This window comes from Azospirillum mesophilum, from assembly GCF_053470405.2.
In genome coordinates, this window is sequence record NZ_JBPXMQ020000068.1 from 1 (window position 1) to 23,663 (window position 23,663).

General features: G+C 67.5%; 24 protein-coding genes and 3 tRNA genes. 15 read left to right on the top strand and 12 right to left on the bottom strand.

Features of this window, described 5'->3' with window-relative positions; genetic code table 11:
- The coding region (locus tag ACSVC7_RS31070) for a hypothetical protein (protein WP_483509052.1) at positions 1 to 505 on the top strand (505 nt) is incomplete at its 5' end.
- A gap of 197 nt (positions 506 to 702) precedes the next feature.
- On the opposite strand, the gene ACSVC7_RS31075 is transcribed toward ACSVC7_RS31070, so the two are convergent.
- Together ACSVC7_RS31075 and ACSVC7_RS31080 are read right to left on the bottom strand one after the other, a co-directional pair.
- Positions 703 to 2,772 (bottom strand): putative bifunctional diguanylate cyclase/phosphodiesterase, encoded by a 2,070-nt coding sequence (locus ACSVC7_RS31075; protein WP_448208414.1) that lies wholly within the window; start codon positions 2,770 to 2,772, stop codon positions 703 to 705.
- A gap of 285 nt (positions 2,773 to 3,057) precedes the next feature.
- Positions 3,058 to 3,240 carry a zinc-finger domain-containing protein gene (locus ACSVC7_RS31080; protein WP_448208413.1) on the bottom strand — a complete coding sequence of 61 codons (183 nt, stop codon included), beginning with the start codon at positions 3,238 to 3,240 and terminating at the stop codon, positions 3,058 to 3,060.
- 179 nt (positions 3,241 to 3,419) lie between these two features.
- Between ACSVC7_RS31080 and ACSVC7_RS31085 the strand changes: the two genes are divergently transcribed.
- The 5 genes from ACSVC7_RS31085 (at position 3,420) to ACSVC7_RS31105 (ending at position 8,067) form a co-directional block, all read left to right on the top strand.
- The gene (locus tag ACSVC7_RS31085; RefSeq protein ID WP_448208416.1) at positions 3,420 to 4,430 is read left to right on the top strand and encodes an ABC transporter ATP-binding protein; all 1,011 of its coding nucleotides are present in this window, start codon (positions 3,420 to 3,422) and stop codon (positions 4,428 to 4,430) included.
- Positions 4,420 to 5,460, top strand: a complete 1,041-nt coding sequence (locus tag ACSVC7_RS31090; protein WP_448208412.1) for an alpha/beta hydrolase — start codon at positions 4,420 to 4,422, stop codon at positions 5,458 to 5,460. The genes ACSVC7_RS31085 and ACSVC7_RS31090 overlap by 11 nt, the downstream gene beginning before the upstream one ends.
- A 192-nt stretch (positions 5,461 to 5,652) precedes the next feature.
- Positions 5,653 to 5,910 carry a hypothetical protein gene (locus ACSVC7_RS31095; protein WP_448208411.1) on the top strand — a complete coding sequence of 86 codons (258 nt, stop codon included), beginning with the start codon at positions 5,653 to 5,655 and terminating at the stop codon, positions 5,908 to 5,910.
- 25 nt (positions 5,911 to 5,935) lie between these two features.
- Entirely contained in the window at positions 5,936 to 7,063 is a 1,128-nt protein-coding gene (locus tag ACSVC7_RS31100; RefSeq protein WP_448208410.1) for a hypothetical protein, read from the top strand.
- Positions 7,060 to 8,067 carry a nucleotidyltransferase domain-containing protein gene (locus ACSVC7_RS31105; RefSeq protein WP_448208409.1) on the top strand — a complete coding sequence of 336 codons (1,008 nt, stop codon included), beginning with the start codon at positions 7,060 to 7,062 and terminating at the stop codon, positions 8,065 to 8,067. The genes ACSVC7_RS31100 and ACSVC7_RS31105 overlap by 4 nt, the downstream gene beginning before the upstream one ends.
- On the opposite strand, the gene ACSVC7_RS31110 is transcribed toward ACSVC7_RS31105, so the two are convergent.
- Positions 8,057 to 8,959, bottom strand: a complete 903-nt coding sequence (locus ACSVC7_RS31110) for a DNA adenine methylase (RefSeq protein ID WP_448208408.1) — start codon at positions 8,957 to 8,959, stop codon at positions 8,057 to 8,059. The genes ACSVC7_RS31105 and ACSVC7_RS31110 overlap by 11 nt on opposite strands.
- Before the next feature lie 131 nt (positions 8,960 to 9,090).
- Here ACSVC7_RS31110 and ACSVC7_RS31115 point away from each other — a divergent pair.
- The 5 genes from ACSVC7_RS31115 (at position 9,091) to ACSVC7_RS31135 (ending at position 11,645) form a co-directional block, all read left to right on the top strand.
- Positions 9,091 to 9,167: transfer RNA gene (locus ACSVC7_RS31115), tRNA-Arg, on the top strand.
- Positions 9,168 to 9,376: 209 nt separating this feature from the next.
- Positions 9,377 to 9,463: transfer RNA gene (locus ACSVC7_RS31120), tRNA-Leu, on the top strand.
- Between the two features lie 63 nt (positions 9,464 to 9,526).
- Positions 9,527 to 9,602, top strand: a tRNA-Ala gene (locus ACSVC7_RS31125).
- 205 nt (positions 9,603 to 9,807) lie between these two features.
- Entirely contained in the window at positions 9,808 to 10,275 is a 468-nt protein-coding gene (locus ACSVC7_RS31130) for a hypothetical protein (RefSeq protein WP_448208407.1), read from the top strand.
- A 218-nt stretch (positions 10,276 to 10,493) separates the two neighbouring features.
- Positions 10,494 to 11,645: a glutathionylspermidine synthase family protein gene (locus ACSVC7_RS31135; RefSeq protein WP_510166940.1), complete on the top strand. Its 1,152-nt coding sequence runs from the start codon at positions 10,494 to 10,496 to the stop codon at positions 11,643 to 11,645.
- A 124-nt stretch (positions 11,646 to 11,769) separates the two neighbouring features.
- On the opposite strand, the gene ACSVC7_RS31140 is transcribed toward ACSVC7_RS31135, so the two are convergent.
- Positions 11,770 to 11,994 carry a hypothetical protein gene (locus tag ACSVC7_RS31140; RefSeq protein ID WP_448208405.1) on the bottom strand — a complete coding sequence of 75 codons (225 nt, stop codon included), beginning with the start codon at positions 11,992 to 11,994 and terminating at the stop codon, positions 11,770 to 11,772.
- A gap of 158 nt (positions 11,995 to 12,152) precedes the next feature.
- A complete protein-coding gene (gene phaR / locus ACSVC7_RS31145) occupies positions 12,153 to 12,785 on the bottom strand; it encodes a polyhydroxyalkanoate synthesis repressor PhaR (protein WP_448208404.1) in 633 nt (210 codons plus the stop codon).
- A gap of 545 nt (positions 12,786 to 13,330) precedes the next feature.
- On the opposite strand from phaR, the gene ACSVC7_RS31150 reads away from it, so the two are divergent.
- The 3 genes from ACSVC7_RS31150 (at position 13,331) to phbB (ending at position 16,687) form a co-directional block, all read left to right on the top strand.
- On the top strand, positions 13,331 to 14,578 hold the full coding sequence (locus ACSVC7_RS31150; RefSeq protein WP_448208403.1) for an alpha/beta fold hydrolase: 1,248 nt from the start codon (positions 13,331 to 13,333) through the stop codon (positions 14,576 to 14,578).
- A gap of 110 nt (positions 14,579 to 14,688) precedes the next feature.
- On the top strand, positions 14,689 to 15,864 hold the full coding sequence (locus tag ACSVC7_RS31155; protein ID WP_448208402.1) for an acetyl-CoA C-acetyltransferase: 1,176 nt from the start codon (positions 14,689 to 14,691) through the stop codon (positions 15,862 to 15,864).
- 100 nt (positions 15,865 to 15,964) lie between these two features.
- Positions 15,965 to 16,687: an acetoacetyl-CoA reductase gene (gene phbB / locus ACSVC7_RS31160; RefSeq protein ID WP_448208401.1), complete on the top strand. Its 723-nt coding sequence runs from the start codon at positions 15,965 to 15,967 to the stop codon at positions 16,685 to 16,687.
- A 626-nt stretch (positions 16,688 to 17,313) separates the two neighbouring features.
- On the opposite strand, the gene ACSVC7_RS31165 is transcribed toward phbB, so the two are convergent.
- The 5 genes from ACSVC7_RS31165 to ACSVC7_RS31185 all read right to left on the bottom strand — a co-directional run bounded on the left by ACSVC7_RS31165 (position 17,314) and on the right by ACSVC7_RS31185 (position 20,732).
- Positions 17,314 to 17,715, bottom strand: coding sequence for a hypothetical protein (locus ACSVC7_RS31165; protein ID WP_448208400.1), 402 nt, complete (start codon positions 17,713 to 17,715; stop codon positions 17,314 to 17,316).
- Between the two features lie 3 nt (positions 17,716 to 17,718).
- Positions 17,719 to 18,972: an MFS transporter gene (locus ACSVC7_RS31170; protein ID WP_448208399.1), complete on the bottom strand. Its 1,254-nt coding sequence runs from the start codon at positions 18,970 to 18,972 to the stop codon at positions 17,719 to 17,721.
- A gap of 100 nt (positions 18,973 to 19,072) precedes the next feature.
- A complete protein-coding gene (locus ACSVC7_RS31175) occupies positions 19,073 to 20,047 on the bottom strand; it encodes a LysR family transcriptional regulator (RefSeq protein ID WP_448208398.1) in 975 nt (324 codons plus the stop codon).
- Positions 20,044 to 20,463, bottom strand: a complete 420-nt coding sequence (locus ACSVC7_RS31180) for a type II toxin-antitoxin system VapC family toxin (protein ID WP_448208397.1) — start codon at positions 20,461 to 20,463, stop codon at positions 20,044 to 20,046. The genes ACSVC7_RS31175 and ACSVC7_RS31180 overlap by 4 nt, the downstream gene beginning before the upstream one ends.
- Complete coding sequence (locus tag ACSVC7_RS31185; RefSeq protein WP_448208396.1) at positions 20,463 to 20,732, bottom strand: type II toxin-antitoxin system prevent-host-death family antitoxin; 270 nt, start codon at positions 20,730 to 20,732, stop codon at positions 20,463 to 20,465. Before ACSVC7_RS31185 ends, ACSVC7_RS31180 begins: the two co-directional genes overlap by 1 nt.
- An 81-nt stretch (positions 20,733 to 20,813) precedes the next feature.
- Here ACSVC7_RS31185 and ACSVC7_RS31190 point away from each other — a divergent pair, with 81 nt between their 5' ends.
- A complete protein-coding gene (locus ACSVC7_RS31190) occupies positions 20,814 to 21,305 on the top strand; it encodes an NUDIX hydrolase (RefSeq protein ID WP_448208395.1) in 492 nt (163 codons plus the stop codon).
- On the opposite strand, the gene ACSVC7_RS31195 is transcribed toward ACSVC7_RS31190, so the two are convergent.
- Positions 21,268 to 22,119 (bottom strand): putative bifunctional diguanylate cyclase/phosphodiesterase, encoded by an 852-nt coding sequence (locus ACSVC7_RS31195; RefSeq protein ID WP_448208394.1) that lies wholly within the window; start codon positions 22,117 to 22,119, stop codon positions 21,268 to 21,270. The genes ACSVC7_RS31190 and ACSVC7_RS31195 overlap by 38 nt on opposite strands.
- 236 nt (positions 22,120 to 22,355) lie before the next feature.
- Positions 22,356 to 23,456 carry a redox-regulated ATPase YchF gene (gene ychF / locus ACSVC7_RS31200; RefSeq protein WP_448208393.1) on the bottom strand — a complete coding sequence of 367 codons (1,101 nt, stop codon included), beginning with the start codon at positions 23,454 to 23,456 and terminating at the stop codon, positions 22,356 to 22,358.
- Positions 23,457 to 23,663 lie beyond the last annotated feature (207 nt).

Below are 23,663 nucleotides of genomic sequence, written 5' to 3' on the forward strand. Positions count from 1 at the left end.
TCTTTTCGATCTTGGCCATCCGGCCGCGCGTCGCTTCGGTCCACATACAAAGCTTGAATCACAACACGACCTCAGCGCCAACCCTTTTCAAACAGTCTCTCAGACTGTAAAGGAAGCTTTGGCTGTTTATTTGGCTCTGCCGTCTAATTCAGAAGCAGAGGATACCTTCTTCGTTAAGGGTGATGTAGCAGCTATGCAGCTTCACGCTAACATACAGCACTTAAATACTCAAAATATGATGATGAGGGCCATCATAGACCAGAAAAATTCTGAAATAGAAAACAAGAATGCAACGATACAGATGAAGGATATTGCAATAGAGCTTCTGCAAGAGAGGGTGTTGCAGGTTGCCAAAAGCGAATCCGGAGCACTTCGATCGCTACCTGCGCCAACCTCGGATAGAGAAGAGATTTTTGGAGGGGTGGTAACGCTTGGGGAAGCGGAAAAGCTTGGCGTAAAAGTTAACATAGCAAAGCTATATAGAAGCCTAAAGCGGAAATATTAGAGCAGAATTGTCCAATATCGCTGCTTTGTGTTGCTTCTGTTGAAAAAGCCGCGTGTGGTGGAGAAACATCGGGGCTTGCACCCTCACCCGGCGCCTTTGGCGCCAACCCTCTCCCGGGGCGGGAGAGGGTTCGTGCCTCGCACGGTGCCCCCTCACCCTAACCCTCTCCCCGGAGGGGAGAGGGGATCTTTGGGTGGTTATTCGGGGCTGTTGCTCTCCGCCACAAACCTCTCGAACGCATCCACGTCCAGGGGCCGGCTAATCAGGAACCCCTGGATCCTCGTGCAGCGGCGCTGGCGCAGCATTTCGGCCTGTTCCTCGGTCTCCACGCCTTCGGCGATGGTGTCGAAGCCCAGGCTGTCGGCGAGGTTGACGATGGTGCTGACGATGGCGGGGTCGGTGGTGGACTGGACGATGTCGCGGACGAAGCTGCGGTCGATCTTCAGGGTGTTGATGGGGAAGCGCTTCAGGTAGGCCAGCGAGGAATAGCCGGTGCCGAAGTCGTCGATGGACAGGCGGACGCCGATGTCCTTCAGGCCGTGCAGGATCGCGACCGCCTTTTCGATGTCGCCGATCATGGCGCCTTCGGTCAGTTCCAGCTCCAGCCGTTCGGGTGGGACGCCGGTGGACTCTACCACGTCGCGGACGAAGGCGACGAGGCGGGCGTCCTGGAACTGGCGGGGGGAGAGGTTGACGGAGACGGACGCGATGTCCAGGCCCTGGTCGATCCAGCCGGCCAAGCGATAGCAGGCCTCCTTCAGGGTCCAGGCGCCGATTTCCCAGATCAGGCCGGTTTCCTCGGCCAGCGGGATGAACTCGGCCGGGCTGACGAGGCCGCGGGTGGGGTGGCGCCAGCGGATCAGGGCTTCGGCGCCGATCACGCGACGGTAGTCGGCGTGCTCCAGGTCCACCTTGGGCTGGAAGTGCAGTTCGAACTCGTCGCCCGTGGCGGCGGCGCGGCGCAGGTCGCTTTCCAGGCCGAGCGTGAAGCCCGACCGCTCGCGCATGCCGGCTTCGTAGACGATGAACTTGCGCTCCGGGTTGCGCTTGGCGTGGTACATGGCGAGGTCGGCGTTGCGCAGGAGCTGGTCCGCCGTCTCGCCGTCGTCGGGGTAGAAGGCGACGCCGATGGAGGCGCCGCAGAAAAGCTGCTGGTTGTGGACGGCGAAGGGCTCGCTCATCGAATAGAGGATCTTCTCCACCAGCCGGGCGCCGGCCGCGCGGTCGGCGGCATCGGGGGCGACGATCAGGAACTCGTCGCCGCCCAGGCGGCCCACGGTGTCGGAGACGCGGGTGGCGTTGCGCAGGCGCTTGGCCACCAGCTTCAGAAGCTCGTCGCCGGCGTGGTGGCCCAGCGTGTCGTTCACCTGCTTGAAGCGGTTCAGGTCCAGGAAAGCCACCGCGACCTTGGTGCGCGTGCGCTGGGCGCGGGCGATGGCCTCCTCCAGCCGTTCGCAGACCAGCCAGCGGTTGGGCAGGTCGGTCAGCCGGTCGAAGCTGGCCTGATAGCGGATCTGGTGTTCCTGGTACTTGCGCTGGCTGATGTCGGCCAGCGTCAGGACGTAATGCTCCAGCGCGCCGCCGGGCGCGCGCACCGCCGTCACCGACAGGGAGGCGGCGAAGGCGTCGCCGGAATGGCGGAAGCTGGTCACCTCGCCGTGCCAGCGGCCCTCCGTGCGGGCGGCACGCCAGAGATCCTCGATGAAGGCGCGCTCGTGCGAGCCGGGGGCGAAGATGACGAGCGGGCGGCCGAGAAGCTCCTCCCGCTGGAAGCCGGTCATCACCTCGTAGGCCGGGTTGACCGCCTGCACCGACAGCTCCGGATCGACGATCAGAATGCCGTCCGCCACGCTTTCGAACACGGTGGCGAGCAGGCGGATCTTCTCCTCGTGCTGCTTGCGCTCGGTGATGTCCTGGACGGTGCCTTCGTAATAGCGGATGCGGCCCTGGGCGTCGCGCACGCAGCGCGCGTTCTCCGCGATCCAGATGATGGAGCCGTCGCGGCGGAAGACGCGCGCCTCGAAATTCTGCACCACGTCGCGCTCGGCCATCAGGCGGGCGAAAGCCTCGCGCTTGCCGGGATCGACGTAGAGCTGGCCGGCGATGTCCGTCAGGTTGTCGGTCAGGTCCGCCGGGGAGGCGTAGCCGTAGATCCGCGCCAGCGCGGGATTCACGCGCAAATAACGGCCGTCCACGGTGGTCTGGTAAATACCCTCGACCGCGTTCTCAAAAATACTTCTGTATTGCTCTTCCGTCTCTTGGCTCATGGACCGGGCCTCTTCCGACGCAAGAGTGGCAGCCTGGGGGAAAAGCATTCTTCGAACCCGAACGAAGGGACTGGATCACTGGCCTTTTTGCGTCGCAACAAAGTAGAAGGCGGTCCGCGGCGCACGTCAAGGAAGATCACCTTATATTTTTCACAATTGTAATGAAAGGCCCTTCATAGGCCGTGCGTCATAGGCACGCAGGCGTGTGCAAGTGGAATTGTGTGCACGCAAAAGAAAAAGGGCCGGATCGCTCCGGCCCTTTGTCGCATTCCGCGGGGAAACGGCTCAATGGCCGTGGGTGCCCGTGTTGGCGCCTTCCTTCAGGACGTAGCGGCGCGAGCAGTAGGGGCACTCGGTCCGGCCCTCGTGGCTCAGCGTCAGATAGACCAGCGGATGGCCCAGCGCACCGCCGCCGCCGTCGCACCCGACGGTCAGGGTTTCCACTTCAATCGTCTCGATCGGCTGCATGGCAGACATCCTCCACTTTGACACACTCGCGCGTTAACGCCATCGTTAAGATGCCCACCGAATGAGGCACGCGCGCGGGCGGGATCATACCGAACGCGCCGGACGGATCAAGTGATGAGACAATCCGGGCGACGGGTGTTCGGACCGCCGCCGGAGCGGAAAGGCCACGTTTGACTGCCATGGTTGCGCCCTCTCCCCTGAACCCCGTCAACCTGCCGGCGCACGCCGTCGAGGTGCGCGGCCTCACCAAGATCTACCAGTCCGCCGGCAAGTCCGGCCCGAAGCAGGCGCTGAAGGGGATCGATCTGGCGATCCCGCGCGGGTCGCTGTTCGGGCTGCTGGGGCCGAACGGGGCCGGGAAATCGACGCTCATCAATATATTGGCCGGGCTGGTCAACAAGACGGAGGGCGCCGTCTCCATCTGGGGAACGGACATCGACGCCCATCCAAGGCAAGCTCGTGCGTCGATCGGCGTCGTGCCCCAGGAACTGAACATGGACCCCTTCTTCACCCCGCGCGAGATGCTGGAGCTGCAGGCCGGCCTGTACGGCGTGCCGAAGGCGGAGCGCCGGACGGAGGAGCTGCTGGAGGCCGTGGGGCTGCGCGACAAGGCCGACGCCTACTCGCGCTCGCTGTCGGGCGGCATGAAGCGCCGGCTGATGGTCGCCAAGGCCATGGTGCACACGCCGCCCGTGCTGGTGCTGGACGAGCCGACCGCCGGGGTGGACGTGGAACTGCGCATCCAGCTGTGGGAGCATGTGCGCAAGCTGAACCGCGAAGGCACCACGGTGCTGTTGACCACGCACTACCTCCAGGAGGCGGAGGAGCTGTGCGACACCATCGCCATCATCAACCACGGCGCGGTCGTGGCCTGCGAGCCAACCGCCAAGCTGCTGCGCCGCGTGGACGCCAAGGCGCTGACCGTGGTGGTGGACCGCGACCTGGACGGGGTGCCGGAGGCGCTGGCCCCCTTCGCCGCCGAACTGGCCGAGCCCCGGCGGCTCGTCGTGCGCTATCAGCCCAGCCGGCAGCGGGTGGACGCGATCCTCGCGGCGCTGGCGGCGGCGGGGCTCGGGGTGGTCGATCTCAGCACCGAGGAGTCGGACTTGGAAGACATTTTCCTGCAACTGACCGGCGGGGCGCACGCCCGCCCTCCGGGACCCGTGGAGGGCGCCGCCCATGTCGCCTAGGGCCGCCGGCCGACTTGCTGTTCTGATCCTTGGGGTGGGGATGATGCTGTCCGCATGCTCCGCCACCTTCCAGCCGATGGGAACCCCCATCGCGCAGCCCCGGCTGACCGACAACGCCCTGGTCGCGGCGGACGGGTTCGAGCTGCCGCTGCGCGTGTGGCTGCCGGCGCCGGGTCTTGGAAGTGACGGGCGGGTGAGGGCGGTCGTGCTGGCCCTGCACGGGTACAACGATTACTCCAACGCCTTCGAGGGGGCGGGGCGCAGCCTCGCCGCCCACGGGGTTGCGACCTACGCCTACGACCAGCGCGGCTTCGGCGCGACGAAGAACCGGGGCATCTGGCCGGGCACGGAAACGCTGGTCGCCGACGTGAAGGCGGCCGTGGAGCAGGTGCGCGCCCGCCACCCCGGCGTGCCCGTCTACCTGATGGGCGAGAGCATGGGCGGTGCGGTGGTGCTGACCGCGATGGGCGGCCCGAACCCGCCGCGCGTGGACGGCACCATTCTGGTCGCCCCGGCGGTGTGGGGGCGCGAGACCATGGGCTTCTTCCCGCGCGCGCTGCTGTGGGTCAGCTACAACCTCGTCCCCGGCATCACGGTGCACCCGCCGAAGGATTTGAAGATCCAGGCCTCCGACAACATCGAGATGCTGCGCGCGCTGGGTCGCGACCCGCTGGTCATCAAGGGCTCGCGCGTCGACGCGCTGGAGGGGCTGACCGACCTGATGGGCGCGGCGCTCGCCGCCTGCGACCGGCTGGAGGTGCCGTCGCTGGTGCTCTACGGCGCGCATGAGGAGGTGCTGCCCAAGAAGCCCGTGGACCGCGCGATGCACGACTTCGAGGCCGGCGGGCGGCACGTCGTGGCCGTCTATCCGGACGGCTGGCACATGCTGCTGCGCGACCTGAAGGGGCAGGTGGTGATCGACGACATCGCCTCCTGGATCCAGGACCCCAAAACCCCGCTGGCGAGCGGCGCCGACCGCAGCCCGCGCGATCTGGTGGCGGCCAAGCAGGGTGTGCGGTCGGGCGGGTGACGCGGTTTTCGTTTTGCCGCGCGGCGCGGTCCTATCCATCCGTTAGTAACGTTGGTGGAACGCGCCGCGTCGCGGCTAACACCCGCGCGTTATCTGTCGGTGCATGATCCCAACATTTAGAATTTGCGCCCGTGGCGGCGCGGTGTTCCAGTGTAGACACAGTCTTTTGGCAAGACAAAAGAGAGGTGTCACATGGAAAAGGGTGATGTCGACTCTGCCCCCGCCGGCGATGACGAGGTTGAACGGCGCACGTTCCTGGCCTCTTGCGGGAAGTTCGCCATCGTGACCTCCCCGGCCATCACCACCCTGCTGTCGACGAGCCTGACCTCGCAGGCCATCGCCAAGTCGGGGGGCGGGGGCGGAAGCCACGCGAACAATGGCTGGGGCAACGGGGGCAGTGACGGCATCCCCGGAAACTCCGGAAAGAACCACTCCGACATCGGTCGCTGAGCGGTCCGGACGGCGAGGCCCCCGCATGCCGAGCAATTCCATGACGGCGATGCACCCTGTCGGGTACCGCGCGGCGGCGGGGGTGTCCTTCGCGGTGATCGCGGGGCGCGCGGTGCTGTTCAGCGAGGCGCGGCAAGCGCTGTTCGAACTGAACGACCTGGCGGCTTTCGCGTGGTGCCGCCTTTCGGAAGGCTGTGTGGTTGAGGATATCGTCCGCGACGCCGTAACGCGTGGTCTGCCCGCTGGGCTCGCCCGCGACGGGGTGTTGGAGGCTCTGTCCGGCGGGCTGGGTCTGGGGCTGCTGGAGGCGGTGCCCGTCGCCGCGCGGCGCCAGAGGGTGATGGTCGGCGACGTTTGCGTCGACATCCGCTACTCCAGCGACTCCCTGGCGGAGTCAGTGGCTGGCCATTTCCGTTGCCTGGAGGTTGCGGATGCGCGGCCAAGCCGATGGATCGAGGTGGACGAGCGGGACGGCGCGAATTTCCTCCGCCGCGAGGGGCAGGAAGCGCAGGCCTGCCGCCCGAACGAACTCGTTCCGGCGCTTCGGGGCGCGCTGACGGCGGAGGGGCTGGCCCGCGGCGGCCACGCCGTTGCCCTGCACGCCGCCTGTCTGGTGTCCGGCGGGGGTGCGCTGCTGATCGGCGGGCCTCCGGGGGCTGGAAAATCCACGCTGGCCGTGGCGCTGGTTGGCGCGGGCTTCGGATACGACGGGGACGACGTGGCGTTGCTTCAGGGCGACGGGCGGGTGACGGGAATCCCCTTCGCGCCGGCGCTGAAGCCCGGCTCCTGGCCGTTGCTGGCGGAGCTTCGCCCCGACATCGCCGGCCTGCCGGTCCATGACCGGTACGACGGGCAGGAGGTGCGGTTCCTCGACGGCATGCCCGCTGCGGAGCGCGCGCCGCGCCCGGTGCGCTGGATCGTCAGCCTCGACCGCCGCGACGGGGCCGTGGCGACGCTGGGAAGGCGGGATCCCATCGATGCCCTGCGCGATCTGGTCGGGGGAGCGGCGGCCCCCGGAGACCGGCTGTCGGTGCGGGGCTTCCGGGCGCTCGGCACCGCGCTTGCGACGGCGGAGTGCTGCCGGCTGACGTATTCGGAGCTTGGTGCGGCGGTTTCCCTGCTGGCGGACATGTGCAAGCGGAGGAGTCGATGAGCGCGGCTGGTTGCCCCTTCGATGCGCTGGTCGCCTGCCTGCGCGGGCAGCCGCCGGTCCGGGCGGACTGGATGGCGGTGATGGCGCTGGCCAACCGGCACCTTGTGACGCCGACGCTGCACGCCGCGCTGAGGGATCGCGGCGGGGAGGGCGTGCCGCTGGAGGCGCTGGCCTATCTGCGGTTCCTCCACGAGCGGAACGGCGAGCGGAACCGCCGGCTCCGCGCGCAGGCCGGCGAACTCGTGGAGGCGCTGAACCGGTCCGGACTCCGGCCCATGCTGCTGAAGGGCGCCGGGTTCCTCGCCACGGCGGCGGAGGGCGACCTCGGCGATCGGCTGATGAGCGATCTGGACATCCTGGTGCCGGCGGAGCGGATACCGGCCGCGACGGCCTGCCTTGCGCGGCTCGGATACCGCGCGCAGCCGGACCCGGCCGGGTCGCATGCGCTGCCATCCTTCGCGCGTCCGCAGGATGTGGGGACGGTCGACCTGCACCACCGGCCGCCCGGCCCGCCGGCCTTCCACCATGCGCAACGGCTGGAGGAGACCGCCACGATGGTCCGCGTCGGCGCCGGCCACGCCACGCTGCCGTCGCCGACCTTCCGCGCGCTGCACCTGATCGTGCACGACCTGCTGCTCGACCGGCAGGTGATGAGCGGGGATTTCGACCTGCGGCATCTCTGCGACCTGAACGCCCTTGCGCGGTCGCCGGAAGGGCTGGACTGGCACGCGCTGGCGGAGCTGATGGCCGGCGGCGGAGGGCGCCACGCGCTGGACACGCAGATGGTGGCCCTGCGCCGCCTGTTCGGGGCGGACGCGCCGCTTCCCCCGCGCCACCGCATCCTTCCCCATCTGCAACACTGGCGGCGCGTGCGGCAGGCCCGGCACCCCGGCCTGCGGTGGCTGCTGATGACGCTCTACCGGATTTTCTACAAGCGCCCCAAGGGCGTTCTCCAGACGCTTCGCCCCGACGGTGCGGACGAGGGCCTTTTCGCTAATAGGTGAGCAACAGCCGGTCGGTCACGATTTCCCGTTCCAGCGTCCGTCCTTCCATCTGGAAGCGGCGGAGCATCGACCGGCCGACGTTCACCGCGACCTCGCGCTCGAACAGGCCCTTCGGGATCGGGATGTCGCAGATGAACTCCCCGGTCTTTTTGGACCCGTCGATGCTGAGCGCCACACGGGCGCCGCGCCTCTTGCAGTCGGCGATCGCGTCGAAAAGCCGCTCCAGGCTGAAGTCCTGGGCGCCGTACAGGATCGCCTGCGTGTGGGAGTAGGGCGGGTCGCAGTAGATCAAATCCCCCGGCCCGGCCTCCAGCATCGCGCTTTCGAACGGAAGGTGCTGGAAGTCGGTGTGCTTGACGCGCTTGTGCCATTCCTGAACGCGCTGGGAAAAGCTGTCCGGACTGATCGGGGTGTGAATCCCCACGGGCGTGCTCATGTAGCCGTCGCGGCGGAAGCGGATGACGCCGCCGTAGCAGGCCCTGGTCAGATACAGGAAATCCGGGGCGTTCGGCCGCTCGTTGTAGCGGGCCTTGATCCTCTCGTACCCCTCGGCCTTCCCGTGCCCGGCGGCTTCGTGCCATCGCTCCGCGTACCAGGCGGTCAGTTCGTCGGGGCGGCTCTTCAAAGCTTGGAAAATGCCGATCAGAGGGCCGAAGCTGTCGCTGGCCTTGGCACGCAGTGGCGCCAGGGTCGCGAGGACCGCGCCCGAGCCGAGGAAAGGCTCGTGATAGGTGCCGAAACGATCCGGGAAGAACCCGACGATCTCATGAGCGAAGCGCTGCTTGTTGCCGACCCACTTGAGCAGTTGGGTTTTGAAGGGGCTGGCATCGGGCGGCTTTCGGTCGAACCGGCGCGCGCGCTCCGCATCGACCAAAAGGGCTGCTTGCGACATGGTTCCACCGAAGGCGTCCGAATTGGGGCACTCTACCCAGATCGGACGCCACCCAGAAGCGGTTCGTCCGGGGCATAAAAAGGGTTTGCCAAGCAACCGCGCCTTCGCTATGGTGCGCCTCCGCTGTCGCTGGACCCGTAGCTCAGCTGGATAGAGCGCTGCCCTCCGAAGGCAGAGGCCGATGGTTCGAATCCATTCGGGTCCGCCAGTTCCCAGATTTTCCAAGAGCCTGGACGCCACCGCGTCCGGGCTCTTGTGCTTTTCGGGCGTGGGATTGGGGCCTGGGATCGGCTGCCCCTTCGGGCTTTGCAAAAAAGTGACGGGGCGATGTCGATTTTGCTTGAGCAGGGGCATTGGTCCGGCTATATCAGCGCTCCCGCGTCACCCCAAGAGACGCGGGGGCGAAAGCAAAGAGTTGCGCTTGTGGCGGAATTGGTAGACGCGCTAGGTTCAGGTCCTAGTGGCTGAAAGGCCGTGGGGGTTCGAGTCCCTCCAAGCGCACCAACACTCTCCCTTTACTGTGGAGGACGTGTTGGTTGTTTGAAGTGTGGTGGTTGAGAGTACCGTGGGGCCATAGCTCAGCTGGGAGAGCGCTACAATGGCATTGTAGAGGTCAGGAGTTCGATCCTCCTTGGCTCCACCATTCTCCCCCGGTTCGCCGGGCTGTTGCAAAAGCGAAGACATCCAAGGCCCCGACGGCATACGCCTCGGGGCCTTCGCTTTTTGGGCGATCGGCCCTTGGGCTGGGCGGATCACCCCGGCGAATTACCCCTTTGGCGCGTGTGGATTCGGGGTAGTTGCGCACGGATACTGGTTCCTTCGAAAGATCGAAACCCGGAGCGCCAGCGATGCCGAAAGAAACAGCCCAGCCAGCGTCCAGAAGGCCAGCGTCCAAACAGGTCAAGAATCTCGAAGCGGGGCAGGGTGGCGCCGAATGGCGCGCCTTTGTTCTCGCCGTGCATCGCGAGGCGACGATCACCGCGCAGGCCAAGGGGCTGACCGGTGCGCTGGCCGAACTGGCCGCCTTGCAGGAAACCACCGGCCTCGTGTCCGGAAAGGCCGGCCGGTCGGTCGGGGAAGAGGAGGTGATGCGCATCATCCTCAACGCCCGCCGCGCCCGGAGGCGCCGGTGCGAGGAAGCCCTCCGCGTCGAAGCCGCTGTCGCGCCCGCCGCCACGGAAACGGCCGGAGAGGTGCCGGAGGAACCGGTGCCCGACACCCCGAAGAAGCGCACGGTGGTCCGGCTGCGGCGAGGACGCATCGCGCCGCTGGCGTTGCGGCCGCTGGTCCGGGCGCTGTCCGCGACCGTGCGTTGAGCCTGCCGGCGGATGGTCGCGCTGGGCCGGCGCGTTGGGGTGCGTTGCGGGAAAGCGTTGGGAAAATTGGGGGAGCGGCGCAGCATCGGGCTTGTGCTGAGGCGATTGCGCCGCGATGATCCGCCCCCACCACCGGCCCGGCGCTTCCCCTCCCGGCCGGGCAACCACCGACTGATGCTGATCCCGGCGGCGCGGAATCCACGATGCGCAGAGTGACGATGAAACCGCGGGCGGACTGGCGCCCGGGGCTCCGAAAATATCCGTACGGCGTGCGGGCGATGAACGCCGGCGCCTGTTGGCGCGAGGACGTCCGCTACGAGTTTTCCGCCTCGCAGATCGACCTGATCGAGAGCGTCGCGGACGAGCTGCACAGCATGGCCTGCGGCGCCATGCGCGCCGTCGTGGAGGACAAGCTGCTGCCCCAGCTGGGCGTGCGCGCCGAGTTGGTGCGGCTGCTGGAGGCGTCCTGGAACGACTATTGGGCCATCGGCCGGCGCAACGAACGCGCGGGCGGGCTGGTCGGGCGGCTGACGCTGGCCTATGACGGGCGCGATTCGGTCAAGCTGCTGGGCTGCAACTACGACACGGGGGAGGGGCTGTTCGCCGCCTCCATCATCCAGCGCAACTGGCGCGAGGCCCTGATGGCCGACGCCGACCAGTTCAACGGCCTGCACGAGGCGCTGGTGGAGCGCTGGGAGGAACTGGCCGCCGGCCAGCCCGGCCGCGCCCGCGTCCATCTGGCCTGCGCCACCCCCGACCCGGTGCGGGAAAGCGAGCTGGTCTATCTGGCCGCCACGGCGGCGGAGGCCGGCATCGACACCCACCTGCTGCCCTTGCAGAGCGTGGGCTGGGACGGCCACCGCTTCCTCGACGACGAGGGGCAGCCTATGTCCTGGCTCGCCAAGATCTACCCGTGGCAGGGGCTGGCCGACGACGCCTTCCTGCACAAGCTGCGCGCGGGCGGCATGAGCGTGCTGTCGCCGCTGTGGTGCTGGCCGATGTCGAGCCACGGGCTGCTGGCCCTGCTGTGGCGGCTCTACCCGCGCCACCCGAACCTGTGCCGGGCGGCCTTCGACCCGGCGGACCTCGGCGGCTGCGACGCGGTGACCGTGCGCAGCCTGTTCGGGCTGGACGACGCGGCCCAGAGCATGACGGTCTACGGGCGCACCGTGTCCGACAGCGGGGCGGAGGAGTATCCGGGCGGCGCCGTCTGGCTGGAAAGCCCGCCGGTCTTCGAAGAGGAGGGCGTGCACGCCATTCTGCACGCCTGGATCGTCGGCGACAAATGCCTGGGCATGTCCGTGCGCGAATCGGCGGACCCGCGCGTGGGGTCGGACGCGGCGATGGTGCCGCATGTGTTTCGGGGGTAGGGGGATGCCCCCTCCCTAACCCTCCCCCGCTGACGCGGTGGAGGGAATTAAGGCACCCTCTCCCGCGAAGCGGGGGAGGGAGGGACCCACGAAGTGGGAGGGAGGGGGCCAGATGCTCCCAGCCCTACCGCCCGCGCCCCGGCGCGAAGGGGTTCGGCAGGGGGGAGCCGAAGGCGGCCTTGCGGGCTTCGCGCCAGGCGATGTCGTTGACGCCGCCGCTGTTCATGCTGGACACCGACACGACCTGGCTCTGGTGGCGCAGCCAGGCGCGCAGCTTTTCTTCGAATCGGATGGCTTCCTGGGGATCGGGAACGTCGAGTTCCAGGGTGACGGTCAGATCGGTCTTCATGGCGGTTCCTCCCTCATGGACCGTGGTGAACCTGAAACAGGAGACCGCGCCGCTTGGTGCCCAAAGGAAAAGGGCGGGGAAAATTCCCCGCCCCTTTTGAAGGCCGCTCCTGAAGACCGCTAAGACCGAATATCAGAAACCGTGATGGCCGTCCGCGCTCACTTGCCTTCGGGCTTGGCCGGCTTCGCCGGCTTGGCGATGCTGGCGATCTGCTTCTGAAGCTCGTCTATTTGCTTCTGAAGCTCCTCGAAGGTGTGGTCGCCCGCGGCTGCCTGGGCGCCGACGGGCTTGGCCTGGATGGTCTGGCCCTCGTGCCCTTCCTCCGCGCCGCCGAAGGGCGAGAACATGCGCATCGCCCGCTCGATCATCGCGAAGTTCTGCTTGCCCACTTCCTCCAGCCGGCCGAAGGGGAACAGGCCGCCCATGGTGTTCTGGAAGTAGTCGCGCATCTGTTCCTGGTTCCGCGCGAAGGACTGCATGGAATATTCCAGGTAGCGCGGCACCATCCACTGCATGTTGTCGCCGTAGAAGCCGATCAGCTGGCGCAGGAAGCTGATGGGCAGCAGGTTCTGGCCCTTGCTTTCCTCTTCCACGATGATCTGCGTCAGAACGGAGCGGGTGATGTCCTCCCCCGTCTTGGCGTCGTAGACCACGAAGTCCAGCCCGTCCTTCACCATCTGGCAGAGATGGTCGAGCGTCACGTAGCTGCTGGTCGCGGTGTTGTAGAGCCGCCGGTTGGCGTACTTCTTGATCGTGATCGGAGCGGACTTCTGATCTTCCTTGTCGGCCATCGCGGTTTCTTTCAAGAAAGGACGTGCGGCGAGAATGTTTCAGATATAAGCACTACTCGAAGGAATGCACCCTGTCCAGTGCTGTGCCGCAGCGCTGCGGCGGCCCTTCGGTGTTGGCCCGATTTTTGCGGATTTGCGACATTTTCGAACGGCTTTACGCGGCTCTGGTCAAGGCGCGGTTGCGCAACCTATACTGCCGGTCATGTCCGAATCGCCCGACTCCGATATCCCTTCGCTGGAAGCGCTCGCAAAACGGTACCTCGACCTGTGGCAGGAACAGTGGGCGGCCAGCGCCGCGGACCCGGAGACGGCGGACACCGTCGCGCGCCTCGCCCAGATGATGGCGCAGGGCGCCGCGGCGATGGCGCCCTTCGTGCTCGGGCCGGGCGGATTCGCCTTCACGAGCGCCCCGGGCACGGGCTGGAACCCGTCACCATCCCCTCAGCCGCCCCCTCAGCCGCAGCCCGCCGCATGGCCCCAACAGCAGTCCCAGCCCAGCCCAGCCGCCGGATTCGGCGCCGGACCCGCCTCCGGGGAGGCCGCGCGTGAGCCCGCCGGAGGGGCCGCCGGAGAGGAAGCCGCAGGCCCGGCTGGGGCCGCGGCCGCTGGCGCTGCATCTGGCGACGGTGGCCACGACGTTGCTCAGCTCCTCCGCCGCATTGCCGCTCTTGAAGAGCGGCTCGCTGCCGTGGAAGGCGCCCCTGCGCGACCGGGCGGCGGAGCTGTCCCGCCAGATCGCCCAAGCCGACGCCGGCGCCTTCGCAAGGGCGGTTGACCGCGAGGTCCGCCGGCAGCTCGACCTCGCGCTGACGGGGATCGAGCGCTACCGGCACCACCCCTACCGCCGCGACCTGCCTGACCCGCCCGTTGCCTGGACGGAGGGGCCGACGCGGCTGCTCGATTACGGAGCCCTGGGAGACGGGCGGGGGCGGCCGGTGCTGTTCGTGCCGTCGCTGGTGAACCGTCATTACATATTGGACCTGTCGGAACGCAAAAGCCTGATGCGCTGGCTGGCGGGGCAGGGCATCCGCCCCTTCCTGATCGACTGGGGCACGCCCGGCCCGCTGGAGCGCCGCTTCACCCTGACCGACTACATCGCCGGACGGCTGGAGCGCGCGCTGGTCGCGCTGGTGGAGGCGGTGGGGCGGCCGGTGCCGGTGGTCGGCTACTGCATGGGCGGATTGCTCGCGGGGGCGCTGGCGCTGCGCCGCCCGAAGGAGGTCGCGGCGCTGGGGCTGATGGCGACGCCCTGGGACTTCCACGCGGAAGACGCGGCGATGGCGCGCCGGGCGGCCGCCTTCTTCCAGCCCTACGGGCCGATGCTGGAAGCCTGGGGGGAACTGCCCGTCGACGCGTTGCAGGCGCTGTTCGCGCAACTCGACCCGCTGCTCGCGCTGAAGAAGTTCTCGCAGTTCGCCCGCATGGACCAGGACAGCCGCGCCGCGCAGGCCTTCGTCGCGCTGGAGGACTGGCTGAACGACGGGGTGCCGCTGGTGGCCGGGGTGGCCCGCGACACGCTGGCCGGCTGGTACGGCCGCAACGACACGGCGCGCGGGAACTGGCTGATCGCCGGCCTGCCGGTGGTGCCGGAACGCATCGCTGTGCCGACGCTGGCGCTGATCCCGGAGCGCGACCGAATCGTCCCACCCGCGTCGGCGGTCGCCCTGGCAAGACGAATCGCCGGCGGTCAAATGATCCGGCCACCGCTTGGTCATATTGGGATGGTGGTAAGCGCAGGCGCCGAAACAGGCGTATGGCGTCCCCTGGCCGATTGGCTTACTGCGACAGGATAACCACAGCCTGTCAGGTGTCTTGCATTGCGTGAGAACCGCGCTTAAGGTTTTCCCCACTCCCAGCGTCACTCAGCACGAAAATAAAACTGTCAAATTCGAGGAGCGTCAACATGACCGAGGTTGTCATCGCCGGTGCAGCGCGCACTCCCATCGGCAGCTTCAACGGGGCGCTCAGCTCCGTGCCCGCGCATTACCTGGGCGAAGTTGCCATCCGTGAAGCGCTGAACCGCGCCAAGACCGAGGCCGCTGAAGTCAACGAGGTGATCCTGGGCCAGATCCTGACCGCCGGTCAGGGCCAGAACCCCGCCCGTCAGGCCGCCGTCAACGCCGGCATCCCGGCGGAGGCGACCGCCTTCGGCATCAACCAGCTCTGCGGCTCCGGTCTCCGGTCGGTTGCGCTCGGCTATCAGGCGATCCGCAACGGCGACGCCGACGTCATGGTCGTCGGCGGCCAGGAGAGCATGAGCCAGGCCCCGCACGTCATGCACCTGCGCAACGGCGTGAAGATGGGCTCGGCCGAACTGCTCGACACCATGCTCAAGGACGGCCTGTGGGACGCCTTCCACGGCTACCACATGGGCAACACCGCCGAGAACGTCGCCCAGAAGTGGCAGCTGACCCGCGACGAGCAGGACGCCTTCGCCGCTGCCTCGCAGCAGAAGGCCGAAGCCGCGATGAAGGCCGGCCGCTTCAAGGACGAGATCATCCCGGTCACCATCAAGGGCCGCAAGGGCGACATCATCGTCTCCGACGACGAATACCCGAAGCACGGCACCACGGCGGAGTCGCTGGCCAAGCTGCGCCCGGCCTTCGCCAAGGACGGCACGGTGACCGCCGGCAACGCCTCGGGCATCAACGACGGCGCCGCCGCGCTGGTGCTGATGACCGCCGAGAACGCCGCCAAGCGCGGCGTCGCCCCGCTGGCCCGCATCGTGTCCTGGGCGACCGCCGGCGTCGACCCGGCGATCATGGGCACCGGCCCGATCCCGGCCTCCCGCCTGGCCCTGCAGAAGGCCGGCTGGAAGCATGAGGACCTGGACCTGATCGAGGCCAACGAGGCCTTCGCCGCGCAGGCGCTGGCCGTCAACAAGGACCTGGGTTGGGACACGTCCAAGGTGAACGTGAACGGCGGCGCCATCGCGCTCGGCCACCCGGTCGGCGCCTCGGGCGCCCGCGTCCTGACCACCCTGCTGTTCGAAATGCAGAAGCGCGACGCCAAGAAGGGCCTCGCCACCCTCTGCATCGGCGGCGGCATGGGCATCGCCCTCTGCGTCGAGCGGGGCTGATGAGTAAGGCGGGCCGCTTCCAGCGATGGGGCGGCCCGCTTCGTAAGAGCGCCTAAAAAGTCTTCAACGAATCAACATCAACACTTTGGGGGAGGAGCCAATGGCTCGGGTTGCAGTCGTTACGGGTGGTACGCGTGGTATCGGCGAAGCCATTTCGGTCGCGTTGAAGAACGCCGGCTACACGGTCGCCGCCAACTACGCCGGGAACGATGAAAAGGCGAAGGAATTCTCCGCCCGCACCGGCATCGCGGTCTACAAGTTCGACGTGTCGGACTTCGACGCCGTCAAGGAGGGCATCGCCAAGATCACGGCCGAACTCGGGCCGGTGGACGTGGTGGTCAACAACGCCGGCATCACGCGCGACGGCGTGCTGCAGCGCATGACCCCGCAGCAGTGGAACGAGGTCATCGCGACGAACCTCACCTCCTGCTTCAACCTGTGCCGCAACGTCATCGACGGCATGCGCGAGCGTGGCTTCGGCCGCATCGTCAACATCGGCTCGGTCAACGGCCAGGCCGGCCAGTACGGGCAGGTGAACTACGCCGCCGCCAAGTCGGGCATCCACGGCTTCACCAAGGCGCTGGCCCAGGAGGGTGCCGCCAAGGGCATCACCGTGAACGCCATCGCGCCGGGCTACATCGACACCGATATGGTGCGCGCCGTGCCGCCGAACGTTCTGGAAAAGATCGTCGCCCGCATCCCGGTCGGCCGCCTCGGCAAGGCCGAGGAGATCGCCCGGGGTGTGCTGTTCCTGGTCGGCGACGACGCCGGTTTCATCACCGGCTCGACCCTGTCCATCAACGGCGGCCAGCATATGTATTGATCGCGCGGCCCCCGGCTGGTCCGGGGGCGCCGTCAAGCGACACAGCCTCGTGCCCCTCTCCCGCGACGGCGGGGGAGGGGTTTTTGTTTGGAGACTTTCGCCATGGCGGCGCGGCGGCGCCGCACGGATAAGCGAACCATTTTCATCGTCATCCCCGCGAAGGCGGGGATCCAGAAAGCTTCGCGCTTAAGCACCTGATTTGGCTGGATCCCCGCCTTCGCGGGGATGACGGGATGGAACGGTGGTTGCCCATGGCAGGCCACTCCGAACGGGCAAAGTTAGCGCCTTCGCGGGGATGACGGTGTTGAGGAGTGAAGGCTGGAAAAACGAAACCCCCGCTCGGGGGCGGGGGTTTCTGCGGATGGTCTAGGACGTCCGCAATGGTTGAGCCGTCTCAACGGCGAAGTTCAGAACTGTCAGGCCGAACAGGTCGGCTTCCTCAAGTAAGCGCAGGTGGACTCATGAGAGGTTCCCCCTCCTGGCTACGGGAATATTGACTTTGCTGAGAAGTTGACTTGCTTGCCAACTTACCGCTGTGCCGTCTGCGTCTTCACCTCAACCTGTGTTTCTCTGAGAGGTAGCGTGCTCCTCCTTGCGGAGGGTGTCAAGGCCCTTTCTTTGTGGCGTCAGTTCTTGAACTGGAACGCCACGGGACGCTTGTCGTCGAGCGACACCACGGCGCAGCCGCCCAGCGCCGGGCCGACGGACAGCTCGCCGTAGGCGGTGACGGCGCCTTCCTGCTTCAGGCGGCCGACGAAGCCGCCGCCGTCGGACCTGGCGACCCAGGCGAAGGGGATCCAGGTCTGCCGCACCGGCTCCCCGCCCGCGCGCACGACGGCGGCGAAGGCCTCGGCGTTCGGCGTGCCCGGCGGGAAGACGGCCAGCACGGTGCCGCCGTCCTCCTCCTTCAGGGCCGCCTGGGACAGCGTCACGCCCATCACCGCCGCCCAGGCGGCCAGCGCCAGCGCGCCGAGCGCCAGCGCGTAGCCGTGGCCAAAGCCGGAGGGGGAGGCGGGGGCGGGCGCCATGGCTCAGGCCTTCGCTTCGGCCGCGACCAGGGACGGGGCGGGCTTCTCGGAAATCGGCCAGTTGACGGCGGCCGAGCCGAGCGCGAGCGCCACGCTGGCCCACCAGACCACGTCGTAGGAGCCGGTGCGCTCGTACAGCACGCCGCCCAGCCACACGCCCAGGAAACCGCCGACCTGATGGCTGAGGAAGGCGAAGCCGTAGAGCATGCCGAGGTAGCGCGTGCCGAACATCAGCGCCACGAGGCCCGAGGTCGGAGGCACGGTCGACAGCCACAGCAGGCCCATGACCGCTGCGTAGACGATCACCGACACCGGCGTGATCGGCAGCAGGATGAAGACCGCCGTGCACAGGCCGCGCAGCGTGTAGTTGGCGCAGAGCATGGTGCGCTTGCTCATCCGCCCGCCCATGACGCCGGAAGCGTAGGAGCCGACGACGTTGAACAGCCCGATCAGCCCCATCGCCCAGGAGGCGAGGCTCGGGCTGATGCCGGCGGCGGTCAGGTAGGGCGGCAGGTGCGTGGTGATAAAGGCCAGTTGGAAGCCGCAGACGAAGAAGCCGGTGACCAGCAGCACGTAGCTGCGGTGCTTGAAGGCCTGCCGGATCGTCTCGGCGAAGCCGATGTCGGCGCCGGTGACGGTGGGCGCGTTCCTCCCCCCGCCCGACCCGGCGAAGGAGGCGGCGAACACCGGGATCAGCAGCATGAAGCCGCCGAACAGCACCAGCGCCGTCTGCCAGCCATAGGCGGCGATGAAGGCCTGCCCCATCGGCGCGAACAGCGTCTGCCCCAGCGAGCCCGCCGCCGTGGCGATGCCCATGGACCAGGACCGCTTTTCCGGCGGCACGATGCGGCTGAAGCCGGCGATGACGATGCCGAAGGAGGCGCCCGCCAGCCCCAGCCCGATCAGCAGGCCGGCGCTGAGGTGCAGCGCCAGCTGCGTGTCGGCCACCGACATCAGCGCGAGGCCCAGCGCGTAGAACACGCCGCTGATGCCAAGCACCAGCGACGGGCCATAGCGGTCGGCCAGCGCCCCGGCGAAGGGCGTGCCGATGCCCCACATCAGGTTCTGGATGGCGACGGCCAGCGCGAAGACGTCGCGGCCCCAGCCGTTCGCCTCGGACAGCGGCTTGATGAACAGGCCCATGCTGGACCGCGGCCCGAAGGCGAGCATCGCGATCAGGCAGCCGCAGGCGATGACGAAGCCCGGCGTCCGCCAGACGGGGGGCGGGGCGGCGTCCGCCCGGTTGCTGCTGTCCACTGGTTTCTCCCTTATCACGCGCGCCGGCCGTTGTGCGGCCGGGATTCTGGCACGATAGTCGGGGGCGGGTCCTCCATCAAATTCATAATGGGAAAGCTGATTATTCAGCGGCGGAATGAAATGGCTCGGCGACGGATGCCGGGGGCGGCAGAAGGGACAACAGGCTGTCTTCCAAAAGGTCGAACACCGGGCCGATGCGGCCGGTGAAGCGGGCGCGCGCCAGCCAGACCGAGACGGTCAGCGAGAAGTCCGGGCAATCCAGGAAGCGCAAGCCAACGGCCTGCGCGCTGGCGGTGACCAGACGGGGCGGCGCGAGGCTGAAGCCGACCCCGCGCGCCACCAGCGACAGCAGCAGGGACTGGTCGAAGGCCTCGACGGTGACGTTCAGCGGCAACCCGTGCAGGGCCAGCGCGCCGGTCATGGCGCTGCGGTAGCGGCAGCCGTCGGGTTGCAGCACCCAGCCCAGCGCGTTCATGGCGGGCAAGGTCCAGTGTTGCCGGTCAGGCATCTCCCGGTCAGGCATCTCCCGGTCAGGCATCTCCTGGTCGGCCAGATGGGCCGGGGCGATGATGCGCACCGGTTCCAGCGAGATGCAGGTGGCGTCCAGATCGTCGGGCGGGCTCTGCCCTTCGCACAGCAGGACCACGGCGCCGTCCAGCGTGCCGTTGCGGACCTGCTCCATCAGCGGCGTGCTCCAGTCCGAATGGATGCGGACGGTCAGGCCGGGGAAGGCCGCGCGCAGCGTGTCGAGCGGCCGGTGCGTTGCCAGCGTGGTCAGCACATGGGCCACCCCAAGCCGCAGCAGACCCGTGGGCTTTGCCGAGCCGGCGAAGGCGTCGGACAGGTCGTCGGTCGCCTTCAGCACGCGCCGCGCGTGGGCCAGCGCCATCTCCCCGTCGCGGGTCAGGGCCAGCGGTTTGGTCTGGCGGTCGAACAGGGTGACGCCCAGTTCCGCCTCCAGCCGCTGGATCAGGCGCGACACGGCGGATTGGGTCAGGCCCAGCCGGTTCCCGGCCTCCTGCACCGACTGCGCCTCCGCCACGGCGACGAAGGTGCGGATCTCGTTCAGCTTCATGGCGTGGGCTCGAAGGGGTTGAACAGCGGAACGCCGAGGTTCTGGAAATCCCGGACATTGCGGGTGGCGACCACCAAGCCGTGCGCGACGGCGGTGGCGGCGATCAGCAGATCGGTCGTGTCGCGTTGCGGAAAAGCATGGCGCAGCGCAGCCCAATGCTTGGCGACGGTGGCGTCCACCGGGAGAATGGCCGTGCCGAAATCCGATTCCAATTCACCAAGCCAAGCTTCAAGGCTTGCGGCCTTGTTCGGCTCCTTGGTCCGGGCATTCAGGATGCCACGGTGGATTTCGCCAATCGTCACGGCGCTCAGAAAGACTTCGGACGGTGCCCGGCTCGAATACCACTGGACGACGCTGGGATGCGGGCGCGGGCGCCGCGTTTCCGAAATGATGTTCGTGTCCAGCAGAAACGCCATCAGTCGAAATCCGGTGCTTCGCGCGTGGACGGTCCGTGCCTTGGCTCCATGTACTCGTCCAGGTCGATCCCTCCGTCAGGCATGGATTTGAGAAGATGGTCGATGATCGTCGGCTTTTTCGCGTCCGCCAGCCGGCTGTATTCGTCCGCGGAAAGGACGACAGCCGTGGGCGTGCCGTCACGGACGATGGTGAGCGGCCCTTCCCTGAGCGCGCGCTCGACCGCCGAGGCCAGCTCGCGATTGTCGTCCTTCAGTTGCAGGATGCCCATGGCGGGAACTCCTTGCCCTTCGCATGAACCGAATCTCAGGGTGGACTGGTGTCCTGTCAAGGAGCGCGCTAGGTTGAGGGCATGACCGATGCAGCACCGCCCCCGGCCACGCCCCCCACCACGCCTCCCGGCGACCGCTCCGGCCGCGAATACCCGCACCGGCCCTGGGTGGGGGTGGGCGTCGTCGTCTGGCGGGGGGAGAGGGTGCTGATGATCCGGCGCGGGCGGCCGCCGCGGATGGGGCAATGGAGCCTGCCGGGCGGCGCGCAGTCGGTCGGCGAAACGGTGTTCGAATGCGCCGTGCGCGAGGTGCTGGAGGAAACCGGCCTGCACGTCGTGCCGAGGGAGGTCGTCACGGTGGTGGACGCCATGACGCTCGATGACGCGGGCGCGGTGCAGTACCACTACACCATCGTGGAGGTCGCGGCCGAAAGCGCGGAGGGCGAGGCGGTCTGCGCCGACGATGCGCTGGAGGCGCGCTGGGTTACGGTGGAGGAGGTCGCCGAACTGACGGAATGGGACGAGACCGAGCGGGTCATCCGTCTGTCCGCGGCCCGGCGAGCCGCTGGATGAAGGCCGCCGCCTCGTCCTCCGGCAGGGGCTTGGACAGAAGGTAGCCCTGGATGCGGTCGCAGCGGTAGGCGCGCAGGAACAGAAGCTGGTCGCTGGTCTCCACCCCCTCCGCGATCACCTGCATGCCCAGCGCGTGGGCCAGCTCGATGATGGCGTGGACGATGGCCGCCGCGTCGCGGTCCTCAACCATCGCCTGGGTGAAGTGCTTGTCGATCTTCAGCGCCTCCACCGGCACCCGGCGCAGCAGGGCCAGCGAGGAATAACCCGTCCCGAAATCGTCCAGCACCAGCCGCACCCCGGCGCCCCGCAGTTGCATCAGCACCTCGCGCGAGGAGTCCGTGTGTTCGAACAGGGCGGTTTCGGTCAGTTCCAGCTTCAGGTTCGCGGCGGGCAGGCCGGTTTCGGCCAGGATGCCCAGCACGGTGCGCGCCAGACCGGGATCGTCGAGCTGGCGCGCCGACAGGTTCACCGCCACCGGCAGGTCGGCGAGGCCGTCCTGCATCCAGCGGGCGGCAGTCTCGCAGGCGCGGCGCAGCGACCATTCGCCCAGGATGGCGATGGCATCGCTGGTCTCCGCCATGGGGATGAAGACGTCGGGCGGGATGACGGTCCCGTCCTCCAGCCGCCAGCGGGACAGGGCCTCGAACCCGGTCAGGCGGCCGGTGTGCACGTCGGCCTGCGGCTGGAAGGCGAGCCGAAGCTCGTTCCGCTCGATGGCCTGGCGGATGCGGTCGGAGAAGGTGCCGGGAGCCTCCGTCGGCTCCAGCGGCCCGAACAGGCCCGGATCGGTGATCGCTTTGTGGTTCACCGCCATATCCCCTCCAATCCACCGTCAGCGCCTTAACAGCCGAAGCGTGGCTTGTTAACCATATTTCAGGGGTAGTTAAGCGGTTTTCCCATGGTTACGAAAGAGTTAACAACCTGTGCTGTGGTGATAAGTATGGGGCGCCGAATTTGCGGGCCAACCGGGGGAAGTCCGGCGGGGCGTCGGCGTTTCCCCCTCACCCTGACCCTCTCCCCAGGGGGGAGAGGGAATAGGCGGTGGGAAAATCAGACGTTGAAGCGGAAGTGGAAGATGTCGCCGTCGTTGACGACGTATTCCTTGCCTTCCTGACGCATCTTGCCGGCGTCCTTGGCGCCCTGCTCGCCGCCCAGCGTGACGTAGCTGTCGAAGTCGATGGTCTCGGCGCGGATGAAGCCGCGTTCGAAGTCGGTGTGGATGACGCCCGCCGCTTCCGGAGCCTTGGCGCCGCGGCGCACGGTCCAGGCGCGGGCCTCCTTCGGGCCGACGGTGAAGAAGGTGATGAGGTCCAGAAGCTGGAAGCCGGCGCGGATCAGCTTGTTCAGGCCGGTCTCCTCAAGGCCGAGGGACTCCAGGAACTCCTTCTTCTCCTCCGCGTCGGCGAGCTGGGCGACCTCCGACTCGATGGCGGCGGAGATGACGACCATGCCAGCGTTCTCCGCCTTCGCCTTCTCGGCGACCTTGGCGGTGAAGCTGTTGCCGGTGGCGGCCGAGGCCTCCTCCACGTTGCAGACGTAGAGCACGGGCTTGGATGTGAGCAGCATGAACTGCTTGAAGACCGGCTTTTCCTCCTCGCTGACCTCGACGACGCGGGCCGGCTTGCCGTCCTGGAGGACCTTCAGCGCGCGCTCCACCAGGTCGGCCTTGACCTTGCTGTCCTTGTCGCCGCCCTTGGCCTTCTTCTGGAGGCTGGTGAGCTGGCGCTCCAAGCTTTCCATGTCGGCGAGCATCAGCTCGGTCTCGACCACCTCGGCGTCGCGCAGCGGGTTGACGTCGCCCTCGACGTGGGTGACGTCGTCGTCCTCGAAGCAGCGCAGGACGTGGACGATGGCGTCCACCTCGCGGATGTTGGCGAGGAACTGGTTGCCGAGCCCTTCGCCCTTGGAGGCGCCGCGGATCAGGCCGGCGATGTCCACGAACTCAAGCTGGGTCGGGATGGTCTTCTGCGACTTGGCGATGGCCGCCAACTTGTCCAGCCGCGGGTCGGGCACGCCGACGCGGCCGACGTTCGGCTCTTTGGTGCAGAAGGGGAAGTTGGCCGCCTCGGCCGCCTGGGTGGCGGTCAGCGCGTTGAACAGGGTCGACTTGCCGACGTTCGGCAGGCCGACGATGCCGCAGTTGAAGCCCATGGGGGTGCTCGCCGTCGGAAATGTCAGGAATTGGGGCGCTTTATCCTACGTGGAGGCGCAAAGCGCAAACGGGAAGTGGGGGAGGGGGCTCCCGTTGCTTCCCATGTGGGCGGAGAATGATCTTTCATACCGATCCTCTCGTATCGTATTCACGCCACAAGGGCCGATGAGAATGACTTTTAGAAAGTATCATACCGCTGCCTGCGG